Source organism: Mycolicibacterium canariasense, assembly GCF_002101555.1.
Classification (GTDB): Bacteria; Actinomycetota; Actinomycetes; order Mycobacteriales; family Mycobacteriaceae; genus Mycobacterium; species Mycobacterium canariasense.
In genome coordinates, this window is record NZ_LQOL01000027.1 from 38,193 (window position 1) to 54,793 (window position 16,601).

Genomic DNA, 16,601 nt, shown 5'->3' on the forward strand with positions numbered 1-16,601 from the left:
CCTTGACTTGACACGTCAAGTCAAGGCTGGCAGCCTACGAGGATGCCCTCGACAGGTGGTCGGCCGCTTGCCCCGGACGAGTCCGTCACGTGGCGATGCTTCCTGCGCTGGAGCGAAGCGGTGACGTCCAAAGTCGCCCGCCAACTCACCGAGAATGTCGGTGTCTCGCAAGCCGATTACTCCATCCTGGTGCGATTGTCAGAAGCCGGCGGAGCGATCCCGCGCCAAGCGCTCGAGACGAGGCTGTCGTGGTCTGCATCGCGTCTTTCGCACCAACTGACCCGTATGGAGGCCAGAGGGTTGCTGCGACGTGCGGACGCCGGCTTCGGTCGAAACGTCGACGTCACGCTCACCGATGCCGGGAGCGCTTTGTTCAAAGCCGCGGAGGCGGTACATGGTGATGCGGTCCGAACGGACTTCCTCGGCACTCTTCCCGATGCAGTAGTTGATTTCCTTCACCGCGTCGGCGCCGCAGATCAGCTGCACACGGAGACATGATGACCACGACGCCTGCGGTTTCGGCCCGCGCGCACCATACCGGCATCGTCGTCGACAATCTCGATGCTCAAACACGCTGGTATAAAAAGGCATTTGGGATGACAGAGGAAAGCCGGCACCAACCCGACCGGGGTGTTCGCACAGTCCTGCTCGCCACCGAGTCAGGACTGCGGATCGAATTGGTCGAATGCCTGGGCTCGCACCGTCTCCAGCAGTACGACGGTCCACGCGCAGCCGCTGCGGCACAGGGCTACCACCACTGGGCCGTCGAAGTCGACGACGCGGCAACAGCCTTCGCCGCTCTGGTGCACGCCGGCGCGGGCATCGGCGCGCCGCCCTCGGCAGGGCCTCGCGGCTCTGCCTTCGCGTACGTTCTCGATCCGGAAGGCAATCCGATCGAACTGGTCCAGGTTTCGTCCAGGTCTGCGGCCTCTCTGCAATGAGCACTGTCGCCGTTCTGGGAACCGGCAACCTGGGTGCAGCGATCTGCCGGCGATTACTGGAGACCGGTTTCGATGTCCGAGCGTGGAACCGTACGCCGTCGACCGCAACGCCATTGGCCGAGGCCGGCGCCACGGTCGCGAGTAGCGTGGCCGACGCCGTGGCAGGAGCCCCGGTGGTGATCATCGCCGTGTTCGACGCCGCTGCCGTTTTGGACGTCCTGCAACAAATGCGTGACGAACTCGCCGACGGAGCGGTTGTGGCTCAGACCGCCACCGTAGGCCTGGAAATCGCCACGGTGGCACGCACCGCACAGCAGCTCGGGATCGAGCTCATCGACGTCGCCGTATTGGGCAATCAGGACGCGGCGCGCGCTGGGAAGCTGACCGTGTTGGCGGCTGCAGCGGCCGCCGTTCGCGGCAGGGTCTCAACGACTCTTGCTGCCTTGGCGAGTTCGGTCATGTGGGTGGGCGATGCTCCCGGTCCTGCCAGCGCGCTCAAATTGGCGTGTAATTCCTGGGTTGCAGGATTGAATGCGATTCTGGCACAGGCAATGTCGCTGACCCGTAGTTTCGGTATCGATCCCAGCCTGTTCCTCGAAGCAATCACAGGTACCGCGGCTGACAGCCCGTACTTGCAGGCCAAGGCCGCGATCATGCTCGGTGACGGTGGCCAGACGGTGACAACCGTCGACTCGATGCGCAAAGATCTGCAGCTCATCGTTGATGCAGCACGCGCCCATGGCGTTTCCGATGTACTACTGGACGCACAGGCCAACCTCTACCGAACCGCATCGGATCGAGGGTACGGCGGCAGCGACATCGCTTTGGTCGAGCGGGTGTTCGGTGAGGTGTGGTGACCGGCGATCCTCACGTGCTGGCCAACCATTCCAGACGCAGCTCGCCAGAAGTGCCGCGCGGGCGCGATTACCAAGAGTCGAAATGCGTGACCTCGGGGACGGGTCTGCGGTGGACGGCTCGAAACGGTTTCGTCGGCCATCCCACTGCCATGGTGACACCGATGATCTTGTGGTCGGGGATCCTGAGGATCCGTCGGACGCCCTTGGTGTTGAAATTGTGCAGTCCGGTCGGAGCGACCCCTAGTCCCAGTGCCCGGCCGGCGACGAGCATGTTCTGGGTGGCGCCGTAGATCGCGGCGAACTGGTAGCGGTCCTCCTTGGGGTCGCCGGGAACCAGCGAGGACGCGCACACGAAGATGAGCGCTGGCGCGTCGCGCAGCGTGCCCAGGAGGTGCGCGCCGCCCTCGACCATCCTCTGCGCGACGGCGTCCATGTCACCTGACGTCGCACCGTCGCCGGGGACGGAGATGTGGGGGACGATAGCGTCGTGCAGGCGTGATCGCTGCTGTGGCGAGGTGACCACGACGAAGTCCCACAGCTGAGAATTGGCCGGAGACGAGGCCCGGGTGGCCGCCCAGATGAGACGCTCGATCAGCTCGCCGGAAACGGGCTCGTCGGCGAGCCACCGCATGGTCATGGCTGACTCCATGGCGTCGAATACGTCCACGTCAGTTCCTTCCTACCGCCGGCGCTTCGACGTCGGCATTTCGTATGACTGTGGTAATCAACGTCTTCGGCTCCCGCGCGACCGATCCTCGATCCGAGGGGTCATCGGCGGAGGTCGTCGAGAAGGTCAGCCAACGGCTCCAAGACGGCCGGATCGAACGGGGGCCGCAGCACGATGATGGCGAGGTCTGCCCCCTGCTCGCCGAAGGCCGCGGCCGAGGCGGCCGTGGCCGCCGGATCACCGTCGAAGACAATCGGGCTGGACAACAGGATGTCGCCCGGTTCGCGACCCACGTCGTGACAATGGGCGTGCAGGACGTCGCGCTTGCGGGCGAAGTCCTGCGGTGTCCCACCGAAGAAACTCCAGTGCTGGGCGAAACGGGCTGCGGTTCGCAAGGTGCGTCTCTCCCCATTGCCCCCGATGCAGATGGGCGGGTGGGGCTTCTGAACGCCCTTTGGTTCGTTACGTGCCTGGCACAGTTGGTAATAGTTGCCCCGAAAGGTGGTGACTTCTTGGCTCATCAGACCGACGAGCACAGCGCACGCCTCCTCGAGCCGGTCACTGCGCTCAGTGCGGGTGCCAAGGTCAAATCCGTATGCGGCGGCCTCCTTCTCGTCCCATCCGGCTCCGACACCTACTTCCAAACGACCCCCGGAGATGATGTCGAGCGCAGTGGCCATATTGGCCAGGACCGCGGGATGGCGGTGATGAATCCCGGTCACCAGGGTTCCCAGCCGAAGCCGGGTGGTCGCCTGGGCCAGCGCGGTCATAACGGTCCAGCCTTCGAGACAGGGACCGGAACGGTCGGAGAAAATCGGGTAGAAGTGGTCGAACACCCAGCCCGATTCGAACACCTCGATGTCATCGGCGACCTGCCACAGCGCGAGTAACTCGGACCATGTCGTGTTTTGCGGGGCGGTTCGGAAGGCGAATTTCACCAGCCGTTCTTCCTTTCGCAAGGCCGAGGTTGCACGGCTTGTGCGCTAAAGTGGAGTGCCTGTCCGATAATATGGACAGGCTCTCCACTTACGCAAGGGGTCGAGTCCTATGGCGGATCTGGGCCACGCTCGTCGGGCTGATGCGGCGCGCAACCGCGAGCGCATCCTCGCCGCCGCCCGTGCCGCATTCGCCGAATCCGAGGCTGACACGTCGATGGCCGAGATCGCGCGACGGTCCGGAGTCGGTCAGGCGACTCTCTACCGCAACTTCGCCACGCGCCGCGACCTTCTTGAGGCTGTCTTCACCGAAGAGGTCGACCACGTATGCGCCGCGGCTGCCATCCCCGAAGGGGACACTTCCGTCGGCCAATTCACCAACTGGCTGCGGTGCTTCTATCAGTACGTCGCGAACAAGCGGCCTATCGTCATGGGCTTACTCGAACACACCGACACCGCCGACCCGATCTTCAGGACGCGAGCGAGGATGCTGGCCGCCGGCCAGCCCCTGCTGGCTGCGGCCCAAACGGCAGGCGAAGTAAACCCCCGACTCGAGTTGGACCAGATCCTCGACATGGTGATGGCCATCGCGAAGATCAACGGCACCGCCCAGTACCGGCAGCCGATACTCGACGCTGCGCTCGCTGGCCTTCGCTCCCCGAAGTGACCGTTACAGGCCGGCGGCTGCGCCGGTCGCTCCTGCGGGCAATCATCGCTCAGAATCTGAAAGCCACGCATCGCGGCCCACGGGTGCGCTCGGTTCGTCCGCGTCAGTCCGTCGATCATTCATGGCGTGGGCCTACGTCGTCAGGATGCTGAGCTGTATCTACATACTGGCGCGGGTTAGAGGTCGCGGAGGGTGGTATCGGCGATGGTCTCGGCGAAGCGACTCCCGAACAGCTCTGCGGGAGTTTGAAATCCGGGCCTGTGTTCGCCCGCAAGGACGCGCCGCGCCGCCTCTACCGCAGCCGTCGGGGTGAAGGTGTAACCGTTCACAGTGTCGAGCACCGACCGCACAGTGGACCCATTGGCTCCGGTGATCTCGACGCTTGCCTGGTACCTATTGGCCTCGCGTTGTTCGCGGCTCGGACCCTCGGGCAGATCCGACAGCACACCGGTGGGGAAGGCGTTCCCCGACACGTAGACGTAGGTCTCGATATGAGGGATGGCCGTGGCGTGCCAGATGGTCACGAGGTCGGGCAAGGTGACCGGGGTACACGCGACCGGACCCATGCCGAAGTCGAATTCCCGTGATGCGTGGGGATCACGGCTGACCAACACGCCGCCGACGCGCTCCAGGCATTCGGCACTCAGGCTGTTGGCGGCGCTGATGGCCGATCCGCGTGACATGGACCCGGCGACGTGCAGTGCGACGCGCACGTGCTGTGGGTCGGTGATCCGTCGGGCCGCGTGGGCGGTGAGACAACCGAGCATGGCGACGCTGCCGCCGCTGCCGGGGAGCAGCATCACGCCAGCCGCTTCGGCCTTCTGGTCGAGGGTTTCGGCCAGGTGGTAGCTGTCCAATTCGGCTGCGGTATCCAGATAGTGGACACCCGAGCGGATGGAGGCGGCCATCAGGGGCCGGGCTGTCCGGATGAAGGGGCCGGCGCAGTTGAGTACCACGGATACCTCGCGTAGCGCGTCGTCCACGGTGGCAGCGTTGTCGAGGGCGAACGAACGATGCTCAAGGCCCAGTTCGGCGGCCAGGACCGTGAGTCGTGGCGCGTCGCGTCCGGCGAGCACGGTTTTCAATCCGGCCGCTGCGGCGTGCTGGGCGGCCATCCGGCCGGTGTAGCCAGTGGCGCCGTAGATCATCAGTGTGCTCATGGGTCAGTGCTGCCAGCTCTTGTAGGTGAATTCGAGACTGTAGCCGTCGGGATCGAAGACGCTGGCGGCGTAGTAGCGGGGGTCGTAGTAGTGCCGTACCGAAGGTGCACCGTTGTCGGTCGCACCGGCGGCGATCGCGGCGGCGTAGGCGGCATCCACCTCGGCTCTGCTGTCGGCCACGAATCCCACGTGTGCCGCACGACTATCGGCCACACCGGTGCGGAGCCAGAAGAAGACGTGGCCGTCGGCCCCGAAGCCCTTCAGGTCCGGATGTCCTGGAGGCCCGTCTGTGCCGTCGTAGTCGACGCGGGTGGTGATGCCGAGAGGTTCGAGCGCAGCGGTATAGAACGCGACCGAGCGGTCAAGGTCGGGTACGGAAAGAAAAACATGGTCGATCATGGTGTCTCGCTTCCTGCAAGTCAGGAGCCGGGGCGGCTCAGGAATGACGTGGATTTCGATTGCGTCGTCACGACTTGGCCGGCAGCTGAGCGTCGCGCGCCTTCGAGGATGGTGGCGCCTATACCGTGGCTGCCTCCGGTGCTGATGGCGATGCCCATGTGTCTCGCCTCTCACGTTCGTGTGAAGGCGAGTCAACCCTTGTCCACGGTGTTGTGGAATGGCGAGACTTCCTAGGTGCGCTGCACCCACCCGGCCACTACTGGATTTGCTCTTGGCGCCGGGTTGCGTCGAGCGATCCGAGCAGTGTCAGGGCGTCGGCGCTGGCGGTCCCCGGCGCCGCGGTGGCCACCGTCAGCTGTTGGCCGGGGGCGCTGCGTACGTCGAAGGTCTGGTAGCTCAGCTGCATGAGTCCGACGTCGGGGTGGCGGATCGTCTTGTGCGTCACGGTCAGACCTTCGACGTTTCGGTCGTCCCACAGGGTGCGGAATATCGGGCTGTCCCGGTGCAGTCGGGCGATCAGGTCCGCGACTTCCTGGTGGGGTGGGGAGAATCCTTCGGAGAGCCGCAGCGCGCTGACTGATGCTTTGGCCACCTCGTCCCAGTTGACGTAGAAATCCTGGGTTGTCGGGTCCAGGAACAGTGCGGCCAGGACGTTGGTTTCGTGCCGCTGTAGCGGGGTGATCAGCGCCGAGGCCGCTGGGTTGGCGATCAGGACGCGAAACGCCGGGTTGGTGACATAGGCAGCCGCCTGTGGGAAGGCGGCCATCGTTTGCAGTAGTTCGGGGCTGACGCTCTCGGCCGCGCCGGCGCAACTGGGGGACAGCTTGGCGAGGCGGAAGGCGTGCACGCGGGCGTCCGGGTTGAGCCGCAACGCTCGACAGATGGCATCGACGACCGGGGCGGACGGGGTGCGCTCGCGGCCCTGCTCCAGGCGTGCGTAGTAGTCCGCGCTGACACCCGACAAGACAGCGACCTCTTCGCGTCGCAAGCCGGCCACGCGCCGGCTCGACGCCACGGGTAGCCCGACCTGCTCGGGTGAGACTCGTGCGCGTTGGGCGCGCAGGAATTCGCCCAGACTGTTGGTCGGTGGCTGCGACGCGTCAACTGGCACGATGGACCTCTTCGATGTGGGTCGACCTCTGCGAGGGGCGTCAGCGATCGTCGTCGCCAGCGAGCGGGTGACCCGGAGTACACGGCCACGCGCATCACCCGAATACCGGCGGGGGTCATGCCGCGTCGCGGACCCTTCGACTGTAACCGAATCCCCGCCGGTGTCAGGGACAGGGGACTTCGCCGGCCAGACTCCTGAAACAGGGCGTGGCACTCCTAGGCAGTTGCGTCCTTCTACGGCCGTCGGCGCCGGCGTTGACTCGTCTCGGATGGGTAGAGGAGACGGCAATGAGCCGCCGAAGGGAGCGCTGACCGCAGTGGCCGTCTCGTCCACACCATCACGACAGATGGCGACTCGTACCAATTCGCCGCCAGCGCGGCGACCCGTCGCAACCGCAAACACCAGGAAAGCCAATGAAATTCGGAGTAACCACCTTCCTCACCGACCAGGGAATCGGGCCGGTAGCGCTTGCTCGCGCACTGGAAGCTCGTGGATTTGATTCCCTGTTCGTCACCGAGCACACCCACGTCCCGGCCTCACGGCGCAGTCCGTATCCCGGCGGTGGCGACCTGCCAGCGAAGTACTACCGACTCCTGGATCCGTTCCTGGCGCTCACTGCTGCCGCCGCGGTGACCAGCAAGCTGATCCTGGGCACGGGTGTGGCCCTGGTCGTCCAACGCGATCCGATCATCACCGCCAAAGAGGCCGCAACTCTCGACCTGTTCTCGGATGGGCGGCTCCTCTTCGGCATGGGCATCGGCTGGAACCGCGAGGAGATGCAGAGCCACGGCATTGATCCGCAAACCCGCGGTAAGCGCATCGACGAGATCGTCGAAACGATGCAGGCGCTCTGGACGCGCGAGATTGCCGAGTACCAGGGCGATTTCGTCACCCTTGAGCCATCCATGGCTTGGCCCAAGCCGGTGCAACGTCCGCACGTACCCCTCTACTTCGGTGGCGGACCGGCGACCTTTGGGCGTATCGCGCGCTTCGGAGCCGGCTGGTACGCCATCAGTGCGAGCAGCGCTGAATCGACCGCGGCGATTGCCGAACTGCGCGAGGTGACCGGCACCGAAACCCATGTCACCGTCGCCCATGTCGGACCGATCACCGAGGCCGCGCTGCAGGGTTACCCCAGCAGCGGCGCCGAACGTGTCGTGTTCGACCTCGAGACGCTCAACCACGACGACACCTGTACACAGCTCGACGCCTATCTGTCCGTGACCGAATCCTTGGGATGGTGACCATGACTGACCACAACACAACGCCGCTCGGACGTCCGCAGCACCGCATCTGGGCCGATATCAGCCCGACGCCGCTAGGGGAGTTCGGTGAGCGGGTCACCATCAAGGCCCTGACCGCTGACGTAGCGCAAGTCTTGCTCGTCGAGATCGCCGAGGGCACGGCAATCCCGAATCAGGCCGACTCCAGCGAGCAGGAGGTGCACGCGATGGAGCAGATCGACGTCATACTGACCGGCCGGGTGAAGTATCTGGTGGACGGCCAGGAACGTATCCTGGGCCCAGGTGAGGCGCTCGGAATCCCCGGCGGTGTCCCACATTCCGCAGTAGCCCTCGAACACACCACCATGATCGAGGTCTTCACGCCGATCCCGGACTTCCCCACCAACGAGACTCGGACACCATGACCGAGTCATCTCGGCTCGCCACCAGTCTGCGCATAGGAATTGAAGCGCTTCCTGAGACGAACTGCGGTGCAGCCGAGGCCCGCGCCGCTGGGTGGTTTGACCCCCGTCCACGAGGCGTGGTGGGCCGCAGCCCGCAAGACCCACGGCGATGCCGCCGGCACCCCCAAGCTAATCGGTATCCCGATGGCCCACCGGCCACCTACCTCACGGCGTGCTGGTCCTCGGCGTGGCCCGTGCTTTGGTTGCCGGAGCGCTAAACCGCTGATGCCGGGGTGGTGGAGGCACGAAAATCCAGGAAGGACAATGCCACCCCATAAGCACCACCACCTCAGCGAGCACCCCCTGTCGAACAAGCCGCCGACGCCGCGGTCGACCGAGCCTGCCGAATGCTGCGCCTGCCTGCGATGCGCGCCGGCTTCGGCAGCTAGCCGACGTCGAGAAGGGTGTGCCGCTCTGCCGGTAGATATGAACCGATGTTGCGCCAGGCCCGATCGATGTAGTCCTGCTTCTCGCCGACCGGGGCGACGTAATGCAACGCGGCGGCGGCCTCGTCCTTGCCGCACAGCCGCGCGATCACCCAGGCAGCCAGATACTGCGACGCCAAACATCCACCGGCGGTGGCGATATTGCCCTTGGCGAAGAACGGCTGATTCAACACGTCGACACCAGCGGCAATCACCCAGGGTTTCGTGGTCAGATCGGTGCAGGCAGGCACATCGCGTAGCAGGCCCAGCTTGGCCAGGACCAACGCACCGGAACACTGCGCGGCAATGAGTTGACGCTGCGGGTCCAGTCCACGCAGAACCCCCATGATCGCCGGGTTCTGCACAACCTCGCGGGTGGCAATGCCGCTGCCGACGATGACCGCGTCGGCGCTGACCGCTTCCTCCAAGCTGGACATTTGCCCGATAGTGACGCCGTTCATCGACGTCACCTGCGCGGCAGGGGTGGCAATCGTGACCCGCCAGTCATCGCGTTTGATGCGGTTCAGCACGCCGAGCGCGATCAGGGAATCGAGTTCGTTGTAGCCCTCAAACGTCAAAATGGCGATGTGCATGTGTCGGCGTCCTCTCCGTGCGGTTGAGCCACCATAGAAACCCGCATGCATGACAGGCAAAGAATTGTCATGCATACAATGCGGGCGTGCCCGCCGCCCGGTATCAGCGCATCGTCGATGCCTTCACCACCGAAATTCGGGCCGGTCGGCTCAGCTCGGGCACTCAGTTGCCCACCCATCGCCAGCTCGCCGCACAGGAGGGCATCGCCGTGGTCACCGCCTCGCGTGTCTACGCCGAACTCGAAGCGATCGGTCTGGTCAGCAGCGAACAAGGACGCGGCACCTTCGTGCGTGAGCTCGCCCTTCCTCCGGGCCACGGTATCGACCAGCAAGTCCTCGCCGCCGACACGATCGACCTGAACTTCAATTACCCCACCCTTCCCGGCCAGGCCGACCTCCTGCGCCGGGCGTTACGCGAACTGGCCGGCTCCGGTGACCTGGACCCACTTCTGCGCTACCAACCGCACGGCGGACGAGAACGTGACCGGGCCGCGGTGGCCACGCACCTGCTCAACCGCGGACTCGACGTCACCCCCGACCGCATCGCAGTCGTCAACGGAGCCCAACACGGGCTCACCGTTGCCGCACTGGCCGCATTGCACCCAGGCGATGTGGTCGCCGTCGACGCCGTGACCTACCCTGGGTTCAAAGTTCTCGCAGCGGCTCTACGCCTCGAATTAGCCCCCATCCCAACACGTTTGGCCGGCCCCGACTTGGATGCACTGCAAAGCCTATGCAGGCGCCGACCAGTACGCGCGGTGTACACCATGCCCACACTGCACAACCCGCTGGGCTGGGTGATGAACAACGACGACCGTCGATCGTTGATAGCCATCGCCCGCCGACACGGACTGCTGCTCATCGAAGACGGCTCCTACGCCTATCTCGTCGACCACCCCCCGCCACCACTGGCCGCCACCGCACCCGACATCACGGTCTATGCCTCCGGGCTGTCCAAGAGTGTCGCCACCGGTCTACGCGTCGGATTCCTCGTCGCCCCACCAACACACCTGTCCGCCATCGAACGCGCAATACGCGCGACCACCTGGAACACGCCTGCGATCACCGCTGCGATCGCCACCCGCTGGCTCGAGGACGGCACGGTTGCCCACCTTGAAGCCGAGAAGCGCGCCGACGCCACACTCAGGCAGACCATCGCGCGCGACACGTTGAAACCCCTTAGCCAACTGACGCATCCCGCGTCGTACTTCACCTGGCTACCACTACCAGAGAGCGCCCGCGCCGACCGGATCGCTGCCACCCTTGCAACACAACGGATCTCAGTGTCGACAGCCGAGCCTTTCGCCATCACCACCAACCCACCCCAGGCGCTCCGACTCGCCCTCGGCTCCGCCAACCTCAACGTACTTGCCGACGCGCTCACCACTGTCCGAAACACCGTCGAACACGACGCGCACCAGTAGACGACCCGCCCCGAGCCAGGGGCGTGGACGCCGACTCTTTACCCAAGCCGTTATATCCCTGTCTAGATGGGCATCCGACGACGTGGGGCTCCAGCGAATTGGTTGATTTGCCGCTACAAACTGATCCTCATCGACGAAGTGGGCTACATTTCGTTCGACCACGCCTACCGCACGCGCGCCCGCCGCCAGCTACTCGCAAGGACCGCACCGCCGGCTGAGCCATCGGCCACCGCCGCGGCCATACTGAAGAGTGTGGTTGACGAGCATCCCGATGCCGTTCGGGTCATCCAGTTATATGACCGTCACGCTGGAGAATGGTCACGCGACCGCGGTGGAAAGCTGGTCGAACGCACGTGGCTGGATCGGTTCATGGCGTCCTTGCCCGATCAGCGCACGGTCCTGGACGTGGGCTGTGGAACGGCGGTGCCAATCGGTCAGTACTTGATCGACCAGGGATGTCAGCTTCACGGGGTCGATTCATCGAGCGCGATGATCGCGATGACCAGGACGCGTTTCCCAGATCACCGGTGGGATGTCGCCGACATGCGGACGCTGGCTCTGAATGGCCGATTCGGTGGAATCATCGCCTGGGGCAGCCTATTTCACCTATCGCCGCATCATCAGAGACGTATGTTTCCGATCTTCGCGCAACACGCGGCACCCGGCGCGGTGCTGATGTTCAACAGCGGCCCATCAGCCGGCGAGCAAATCGGCACCTACCAGGGCGAGCCGCTCTACCACGCCAGCCTCGACCCCTCTGAGTACCGCACGCTACTCGCCGACAACGGCTTCGCAGTCATCGCACACACCGTCACAGACCCCATGTGCGGGCACCGCACCGTCTGGCTGGCACGGACTGTGTAGACCACACGGCGCGCCAACCCGACATCACCAACAGTTGGGCCCTGCCAACGACCTCTCCGGGGAGATCTCGTTCGACAGGGGCCAATCGCACTTCGTCACAAGCTGTCGTTCAGAATGGCGGCGAGTTCGTGAAGCGACTGGATCTGTACGTCGGCTGAGTCAGCTTCCGGGTCCTGAGCATGCAGGAAGCCCCACGGGCCGCGACGAATGTGTGCAGTCTTCATGCCCGCCCGGTGTGCGGGCAGGACGTCGTTGTCCAACCGGTCACCGACGTAGAGGATTGTGTGTGCCGGTGCGTGGGCGGCGTCGATGATTTTGGTGAAGAACTCCGGATCGGGTTTGCGCACCCCCCACCCCGCCGACGATCCGATGAAATCCGCGCTCACCCCGGCTGCCACTAGTGAATCATCCAATCCTGCAGGCTGATTTCCGGCTATCCCCACCGCGATACCAAGGCGACGTGCAACCCCGATGCAGGCCAAAGCATCGGGGTACAGATCGCGATGTTCGATGCGGAATCGCGGGTCGGCGCGCTCAACTCCAAGCACGTCCCAGAGCCGATGATGACTCTCGCCGCGTTCGATGAGTGCGCCGAGCACCCCGCAGACGGTGGCCACCGATACACCGCACTGCTCGGCGATCGCCTCCCACAGTCGGCTCTCGTCGATCAACGTCTCACCGACGTCGAAGACGACCCACCGAACACCTCGCAGCACGTGTCCCACCACATCACCAGATTGACAGGATCTGCACACTCACACCGGGAGCGGCGTCGATTCCACGGGCGCGGGCGATGATGGTTTGGTGATCGTCTCCGTGGAGGGGCCCAGCGCCGTGGCCCGCCTGCTCGGTTCGTCTTGCCGCCATCACCAAGCATCGGGGCTTCGGCCCAGGCGCCGAAGCTCGCTGCGATGGGAAACTATCAATCATGCCCAAGACCGTCTCTCCGGTAATCCCCGCAGGATCAATCGGAAACGGGCCTCAGCCCCGACTGAACGGCTCGGCGGGCATGGTGCTTCGGCCGTGGGTCGCCGCCGACAGCCAAGGCTTGATGGATGCGTTCGAAGACCCGGCCATTCAGTTCTGGCACACCCGCACGATCTGCTCGATTGAGGAGGCGAAGACGCTCATCGCCGACTACGCCCGCGATTGGCGAGCCGAGAAACGCGCGAACTGGGCAATCGTGTCAAGCGCGGGGCACCTCTTGGGTCGGATATCGCTCAATCCCATGAACGTGGAGGACGGGGAAGCCGAAATTGGGTACTGGGTGCATCCAGGAGCCCGGGGGCGTGGCGTTGCGGTCGCCGCGGTGGGCGTGCTGACGCAGTGGGTCTACAGCGTGGGCTTTCACCGCTTGGTCATCCACCATTCCACAGCCAACCCAGCATCGTGCTCGGTAGCGCTCAAAGCGGGCTTCGAACTGGAAGGCACCAAGAAGAGCGCGCTGCTGCATGCCGATGGCTGGCACGACATGCATCTGCACGCACGCATCAACGAGCAATGAGCCGCCGGCGTGCAGTCGGCCGAGTTGCGCCTCCGGCGTCGGTCGATCCGCGTGTTCAGCAAACGTGATCTGGGCAGTGTCGCTGCCCCGTTGCGGGGTGGACGTGCAACGAAGGGCATTCCCGATCACGGCAACCTGGCCGCGCTTCAGCTACCTGGCGGTTCCCGTTAGGGCGCTGGAATTGCCTGGCGTCAGGTCAAATGGGTGCGGACTCGTAGCTACCTCGGTGCGCGCTGTTGGCTGCCTGCGGACGTGCCGACTTGGTCGCCGGACGGCTCGATCATGGTAGGCCTAAGCAAAGATCGATCGGCGTGGGGTTGACGCGTCAGTCAGCATATGCGATGGTTCCTACAGACTGTGCGTCAGCGTGAAACACCGGGGGTGTTCGGCCGCGGGATGGCGGAACGCAGGGGTTGGGGGCTATCCATGATGACGAATACGGTGCTCTGCGATACGCAGGTGACACCCGATGGTGCAGTCATGGTGATCGAGGATGTCGGCGCTCGTGGCGTGCCGGGGATCTTCGCACACGAGGCCATGGGCTGTGTCGTCAGTCCGCCACGGCCCCTGCATGCAATCTGGGTGCACACGATGAGCATGTTCGACGGCGAGCTTCTCGGTCATCAGGTCCGCGTTCGGGTTCTGGTCGGCACGGATACCAGAGGCCTCGGACAACCGGTGTACCGCGGTGAGTTCACTGTTGCCAGTGGAGTTTTGGCGATCGGTGAGGCCCGCAACCCGGATCGCCAGCTGTTGTTCGGAACGCCCGCGATACTGCAGGTCACTGTGCTGGTGGAGACGACCGACGAGGTGATCCACTTCAGCGATCCGCCGGCGGACTACCCGGTGTCGGGTCCCACCGATGTGACAGTGCTCATCGCGGACAATCCTGGCTTCACCCACGCGGTGAGCAACACCGTCCTGCGCCGGCGGTGGTGGCTTCGATGGCCGGCAATTCGCCGTAGGCTGCACAACAGCTCCCAGCCGCTGGTGTCCCTCCGGCGAGAGGACCGCTGTGCGCCTTCAGGTTTCACCGCTGTGCGCACGCCAGGGGACCCGGGGTGCAGGGGCCGGGTGCCGGACGCCGGGATGCAGAGGGGCCCCGCTGCGGAGGCACGGTGAGCGCCACTACCTGGCGCGTTGTCGTTGTTCTCGTGTGGGCGGCAGCGCTGATAGCGTTCGCCGCCGCGGTGTTACGAGCTCACGAGGGCGAGGCGGCCCACGGTGGACCGTCGGTGCAACCGGCGGCGAGCCCGAACAACGTTGTTAGACCGATAAGTTCAGCAGTCTTGGAGCACATGGATTGGGGATGAGGACGCTGCTCGGGGGTAACGGTGGATAGCGTGGTGCGGCGTGCACCCATTTTCCATGGCGTGGGCACCGAAGGCGTCGACGCACTCGCTGATCAGCTCGTGCCGATCGACTTTGACCAGGGCACAGTGATTTTCGCCAAGGGCGACGGCGGGGACCGGCTCTACATCATTGCCTCGGGCAAAGTGAAGATCAGTGACGCCACCGCAGGTGATCGCGGAAGCATCCTCGCGGTCATGGGGCCCTCGGACATGTTCGGCGAACTCGCGTTGTTCGATCCGGGGCCACGCACCTCCACGGCCACTGCGATCACTGACGTCCGTACCGTATCGATGGATCATGCGGTCTTCCACAACTGGATCAGCGGCCGGCCGGAAATCGCCGAGCAACTCCTGCGCGTCCTGGCCCGACGGCTACGCCGAACCAACAACGCCATCATGGACCAGATTTTCACCGATGTCCCCGCTCGTGTCGCCAAACAACTTCTGCACCTGGCTCGACAGTTCGGCACACAGCAGGGCTCCACGCTGCGGGTCCATCACGGCCTGCGGCAAACCGAGCTGGCGCAGCTGGTCGGCGCGTCCAGGGAAACGGTCAACAAGACTTTGGCCGACTTCGTGTCCCGCGGCTGGATCCTGTTCGACTCCGGAAGCCTGACCATCCTCGACACCCAGCGGCTCGTAGCACGAGCCGCGAAGTAGCCCATGCCATCAACGCGACCGGCGAACCTGGTTAAAGACGAGCTCAGCTCCGTGGCGGTAGGAACGGCGCATGCCCGTAAGGCTGAGGTCGCGGCGATGCTCCGGCTCGCCGGTGGGCTCGCAATCATCGGCAACAAGGTCGTTATCGACGCCGAACTCGATCACCTCCCCACCGCACAACGCCTGGTCAGCGCCGTCTATCACCTGTGCGGCGCCGTACCAGCCCTGCACGCCATGCGAAACGGCAAGCGCAACCGCGACCACTACCTGCTGCGCGTGACCCATGCCGAGAACCTCGCCCGACAGACCGGGCTGATCGACCACCGCGGCCGACCCACCACGGGGATGCCACCGTGGATCATCCGTGGTGCCCGCGACGAGGTCGAAGCTGCTTGGCGTGGTGCAATTCTCGCCACTGGCCACCTGTCGTTGACCGGTCAGCGCCAAGGGCTCACTGTGTACAGCCCAGGCCCCGAAGCGGCCCTGGCACTGGTCGGCTTGGCGCGCCGCCTCGGCGTCAGTGCACGGCGACGCGACGATCGCGGCCGCGACTGTATCGTCGTGCGCCACGACCAAGCCGTGTCCACGCTGCTGGCGCAAATCGGAGCACCAGAGACAAGCACCCACTGGACGAATCGGCGCCACCATCGACCCGCATCCCAGACCCGAACCGGGCGAAGCCCCACCTTCGAATCGGCAAACAGCAGGCGCGCGGCCGCGGCGGCGGCCGAGTCCACAGCACGTGTGCAGCGAGCGATACAAATCCTGGGTGATGCTGTCCCGGACCACCTCAAAGCCGCAGCAGAGCTGCGCCAGTCATATCCCGACCTGACGTTGACCGAATTGGGTGGCCGCGCCGATCCACCAATGACCAAAGATGCTGTTGCAGGACGTATCCGACGACTATTGGCCCTTGCCGATCGAACTGCCACAAGAGCCGGCATCCCGGACACCAGCGCCTCGACGTAAGCGGTGGGACTCGTGGGGTCGTCGTGCGCCAAGTGCGCGCCGGCGAAGTCGGATTCCACCGCGGCCACAGCTCGCCCGGTGCTGCGGTCGGTGACCAGTCCGCCCGCAGGGAGCTATCCCTGCATCCCGTTCTGGCCGGGCTCAGGCGGCGCGTCATCGGGCGGCGGCTGCATTTCTCGCTGTCCGGGTTCGGGCGGTGCGCCATCGGTGCCCGGTCCTTGCATTTCGGTCTGTCCGGGCTCGGGCGGCGCATCGCCGTCGGGGTTGTCGCCGCCGCCGTGATTGGGGTTGGTGCAGATGGTGCCCTCGCACGGGACCATTGATCCGTCACCGTTGGGGTTGGGCATCATCGGCACGCTGGTCGTCGGGGCGGGAAGGCCGGCCCG

General features: G+C 65.0%; 19 protein-coding genes and 1 pseudogene. 12 read left to right on the plus strand and 8 right to left on the minus strand.

Going from position 1 to position 16,601, the window contains the following annotated elements; translation table 11 throughout:
• Positions 1–120: 120 nt before the first annotated feature.
• Genes AWB94_RS34510 through AWB94_RS04150 form a run of 3 tightly spaced genes read left to right on the plus strand, consistent with a single transcriptional unit; the run spans position 121 to position 1,798 of the window.
• On the plus strand, positions 121–498 hold the full coding sequence (locus AWB94_RS34510; protein ID WP_131805207.1) for a MarR family winged helix-turn-helix transcriptional regulator: 378 nt from the start codon (positions 121–123) through the stop codon (positions 496–498).
• Positions 498–941, plus strand: coding sequence for a VOC family protein (locus tag AWB94_RS04145; RefSeq protein ID WP_064961232.1), 444 nt, complete (start codon positions 498–500; stop codon positions 939–941). Before AWB94_RS34510 ends, AWB94_RS04145 begins: the two co-directional genes overlap by 1 nt.
• On the plus strand, positions 938–1,798 hold the full coding sequence (locus tag AWB94_RS04150; protein WP_062655158.1) for an NAD(P)-dependent oxidoreductase: 861 nt from the start codon (positions 938–940) through the stop codon (positions 1,796–1,798). The genes AWB94_RS04145 and AWB94_RS04150 overlap by 4 nt, the downstream gene beginning before the upstream one ends.
• A 67-nt stretch (positions 1,799–1,865) precedes the next feature.
• Here the strand turns inward: AWB94_RS04150 and AWB94_RS04155 are convergent, their stop codons facing one another.
• The gene (locus AWB94_RS04155) at positions 1,866–2,465 is read right to left on the minus strand and encodes a nitroreductase family protein (protein ID WP_062655159.1); all 600 of its coding nucleotides are present in this window, start codon (positions 2,463–2,465) and stop codon (positions 1,866–1,868) included.
• A 101-nt stretch (positions 2,466–2,566) separates the two neighbouring features.
• The gene (locus tag AWB94_RS04160; protein ID WP_062655160.1) at positions 2,567–3,403 is read right to left on the minus strand and encodes an LLM class F420-dependent oxidoreductase; all 837 of its coding nucleotides are present in this window, start codon (positions 3,401–3,403) and stop codon (positions 2,567–2,569) included.
• 109 nt (positions 3,404–3,512) lie between these two features.
• Here AWB94_RS04160 and AWB94_RS04165 point away from each other — a divergent pair, with 109 nt between their 5' ends.
• Entirely contained in the window at positions 3,513–4,067 is a 555-nt protein-coding gene (locus tag AWB94_RS04165; protein WP_062655161.1) for a TetR/AcrR family transcriptional regulator, read from the plus strand.
• 176 nt (positions 4,068–4,243) lie between these two features.
• Here AWB94_RS04165 and AWB94_RS04170 read toward each other — a convergent pair whose 3' ends face one another.
• The 3 genes from AWB94_RS04170 to AWB94_RS04180 form a co-directional block, all read right to left on the minus strand.
• On the minus strand, positions 4,244–5,227 hold the full coding sequence (locus tag AWB94_RS04170; RefSeq protein WP_062655162.1) for a saccharopine dehydrogenase family protein: 984 nt from the start codon (positions 5,225–5,227) through the stop codon (positions 4,244–4,246).
• A 3-nt stretch (positions 5,228–5,230) separates the two neighbouring features.
• Positions 5,231–5,626 (minus strand): VOC family protein, encoded by a 396-nt coding sequence (locus AWB94_RS04175; RefSeq protein ID WP_062655163.1) that lies wholly within the window; start codon positions 5,624–5,626, stop codon positions 5,231–5,233.
• Between the two features lie 256 nt (positions 5,627–5,882).
• The gene (locus tag AWB94_RS04180; protein ID WP_062655164.1) at positions 5,883–6,737 is read right to left on the minus strand and encodes a helix-turn-helix transcriptional regulator; all 855 of its coding nucleotides are present in this window, start codon (positions 6,735–6,737) and stop codon (positions 5,883–5,885) included.
• A 413-nt stretch (positions 6,738–7,150) separates the two neighbouring features.
• On the opposite strand from AWB94_RS04180, the gene AWB94_RS04185 reads away from it, so the two are divergent.
• A complete protein-coding gene (locus AWB94_RS04185; protein WP_062655165.1) occupies positions 7,151–7,981 on the plus strand; it encodes an LLM class F420-dependent oxidoreductase in 831 nt (276 codons plus the stop codon).
• A 2-nt stretch (positions 7,982–7,983) separates the two neighbouring features.
• Positions 7,984–8,385, plus strand: coding sequence for a cupin domain-containing protein (locus tag AWB94_RS04190; RefSeq protein ID WP_165605272.1), 402 nt, complete (start codon positions 7,984–7,986; stop codon positions 8,383–8,385).
• A 424-nt stretch (positions 8,386–8,809) separates the two neighbouring features.
• Here AWB94_RS04190 and AWB94_RS04195 read toward each other — a convergent pair whose 3' ends face one another.
• Complete coding sequence (locus tag AWB94_RS04195) at positions 8,810–9,517, minus strand: DJ-1/PfpI family protein (protein ID WP_234811617.1); 708 nt, start codon at positions 9,515–9,517, stop codon at positions 8,810–8,812.
• An 11-nt stretch (positions 9,518–9,528) separates the two neighbouring features.
• Between AWB94_RS04195 and AWB94_RS04200 the strand changes: the two genes are divergently transcribed.
• Together AWB94_RS04200 and AWB94_RS04205 are read left to right on the plus strand one after the other, a co-directional pair.
• Positions 9,529–10,866: an aminotransferase-like domain-containing protein gene (locus AWB94_RS04200; protein WP_062655168.1), complete on the plus strand. Its 1,338-nt coding sequence runs from the start codon at positions 9,529–9,531 to the stop codon at positions 10,864–10,866.
• Positions 10,867–10,932: 66 nt separating this feature from the next.
• Complete coding sequence (locus AWB94_RS04205) at positions 10,933–11,730, plus strand: class I SAM-dependent DNA methyltransferase (RefSeq protein WP_084395003.1); 798 nt, start codon at positions 10,933–10,935, stop codon at positions 11,728–11,730.
• 95 nt (positions 11,731–11,825) lie between these two features.
• On the opposite strand, the gene AWB94_RS04210 is transcribed toward AWB94_RS04205, so the two are convergent.
• On the minus strand, positions 11,826–12,485 hold the full coding sequence (locus AWB94_RS04210; RefSeq protein WP_337349820.1) for an HAD family hydrolase: 660 nt from the start codon (positions 12,483–12,485) through the stop codon (positions 11,826–11,828).
• A 173-nt stretch (positions 12,486–12,658) separates the two neighbouring features.
• Here AWB94_RS04210 and AWB94_RS04215 point away from each other — a divergent pair, with 173 nt between their 5' ends.
• The 4 genes from AWB94_RS04215 (at position 12,659) to whiA (ending at position 16,215) form a co-directional block, all read left to right on the plus strand.
• Positions 12,659–13,234, plus strand: coding sequence for a GNAT family N-acetyltransferase (locus AWB94_RS04215; protein WP_062655170.1), 576 nt, complete (start codon positions 12,659–12,661; stop codon positions 13,232–13,234).
• Between the two features lie 480 nt (positions 13,235–13,714).
• Entirely contained in the window at positions 13,715–14,356 is a 642-nt protein-coding gene (locus AWB94_RS04220) for a hypothetical protein (RefSeq protein ID WP_131805208.1), read from the plus strand.
• Between the two features lie 212 nt (positions 14,357–14,568).
• Positions 14,569–15,246: a Crp/Fnr family transcriptional regulator gene (locus AWB94_RS04225; protein WP_062655172.1), complete on the plus strand. Its 678-nt coding sequence runs from the start codon at positions 14,569–14,571 to the stop codon at positions 15,244–15,246.
• A 3-nt stretch (positions 15,247–15,249) separates the two neighbouring features.
• A complete protein-coding gene (whiA, locus tag AWB94_RS04230; RefSeq protein WP_084395004.1) occupies positions 15,250–16,215 on the plus strand; it encodes a DNA-binding protein WhiA in 966 nt (321 codons plus the stop codon).
• A 113-nt stretch (positions 16,216–16,328) separates the two neighbouring features.
• Here whiA and AWB94_RS04235 read toward each other — a convergent pair.
• Positions 16,329–16,601 (minus strand): annotated as a pseudogene (locus AWB94_RS04235) (hypothetical protein); the annotation flags it as partial.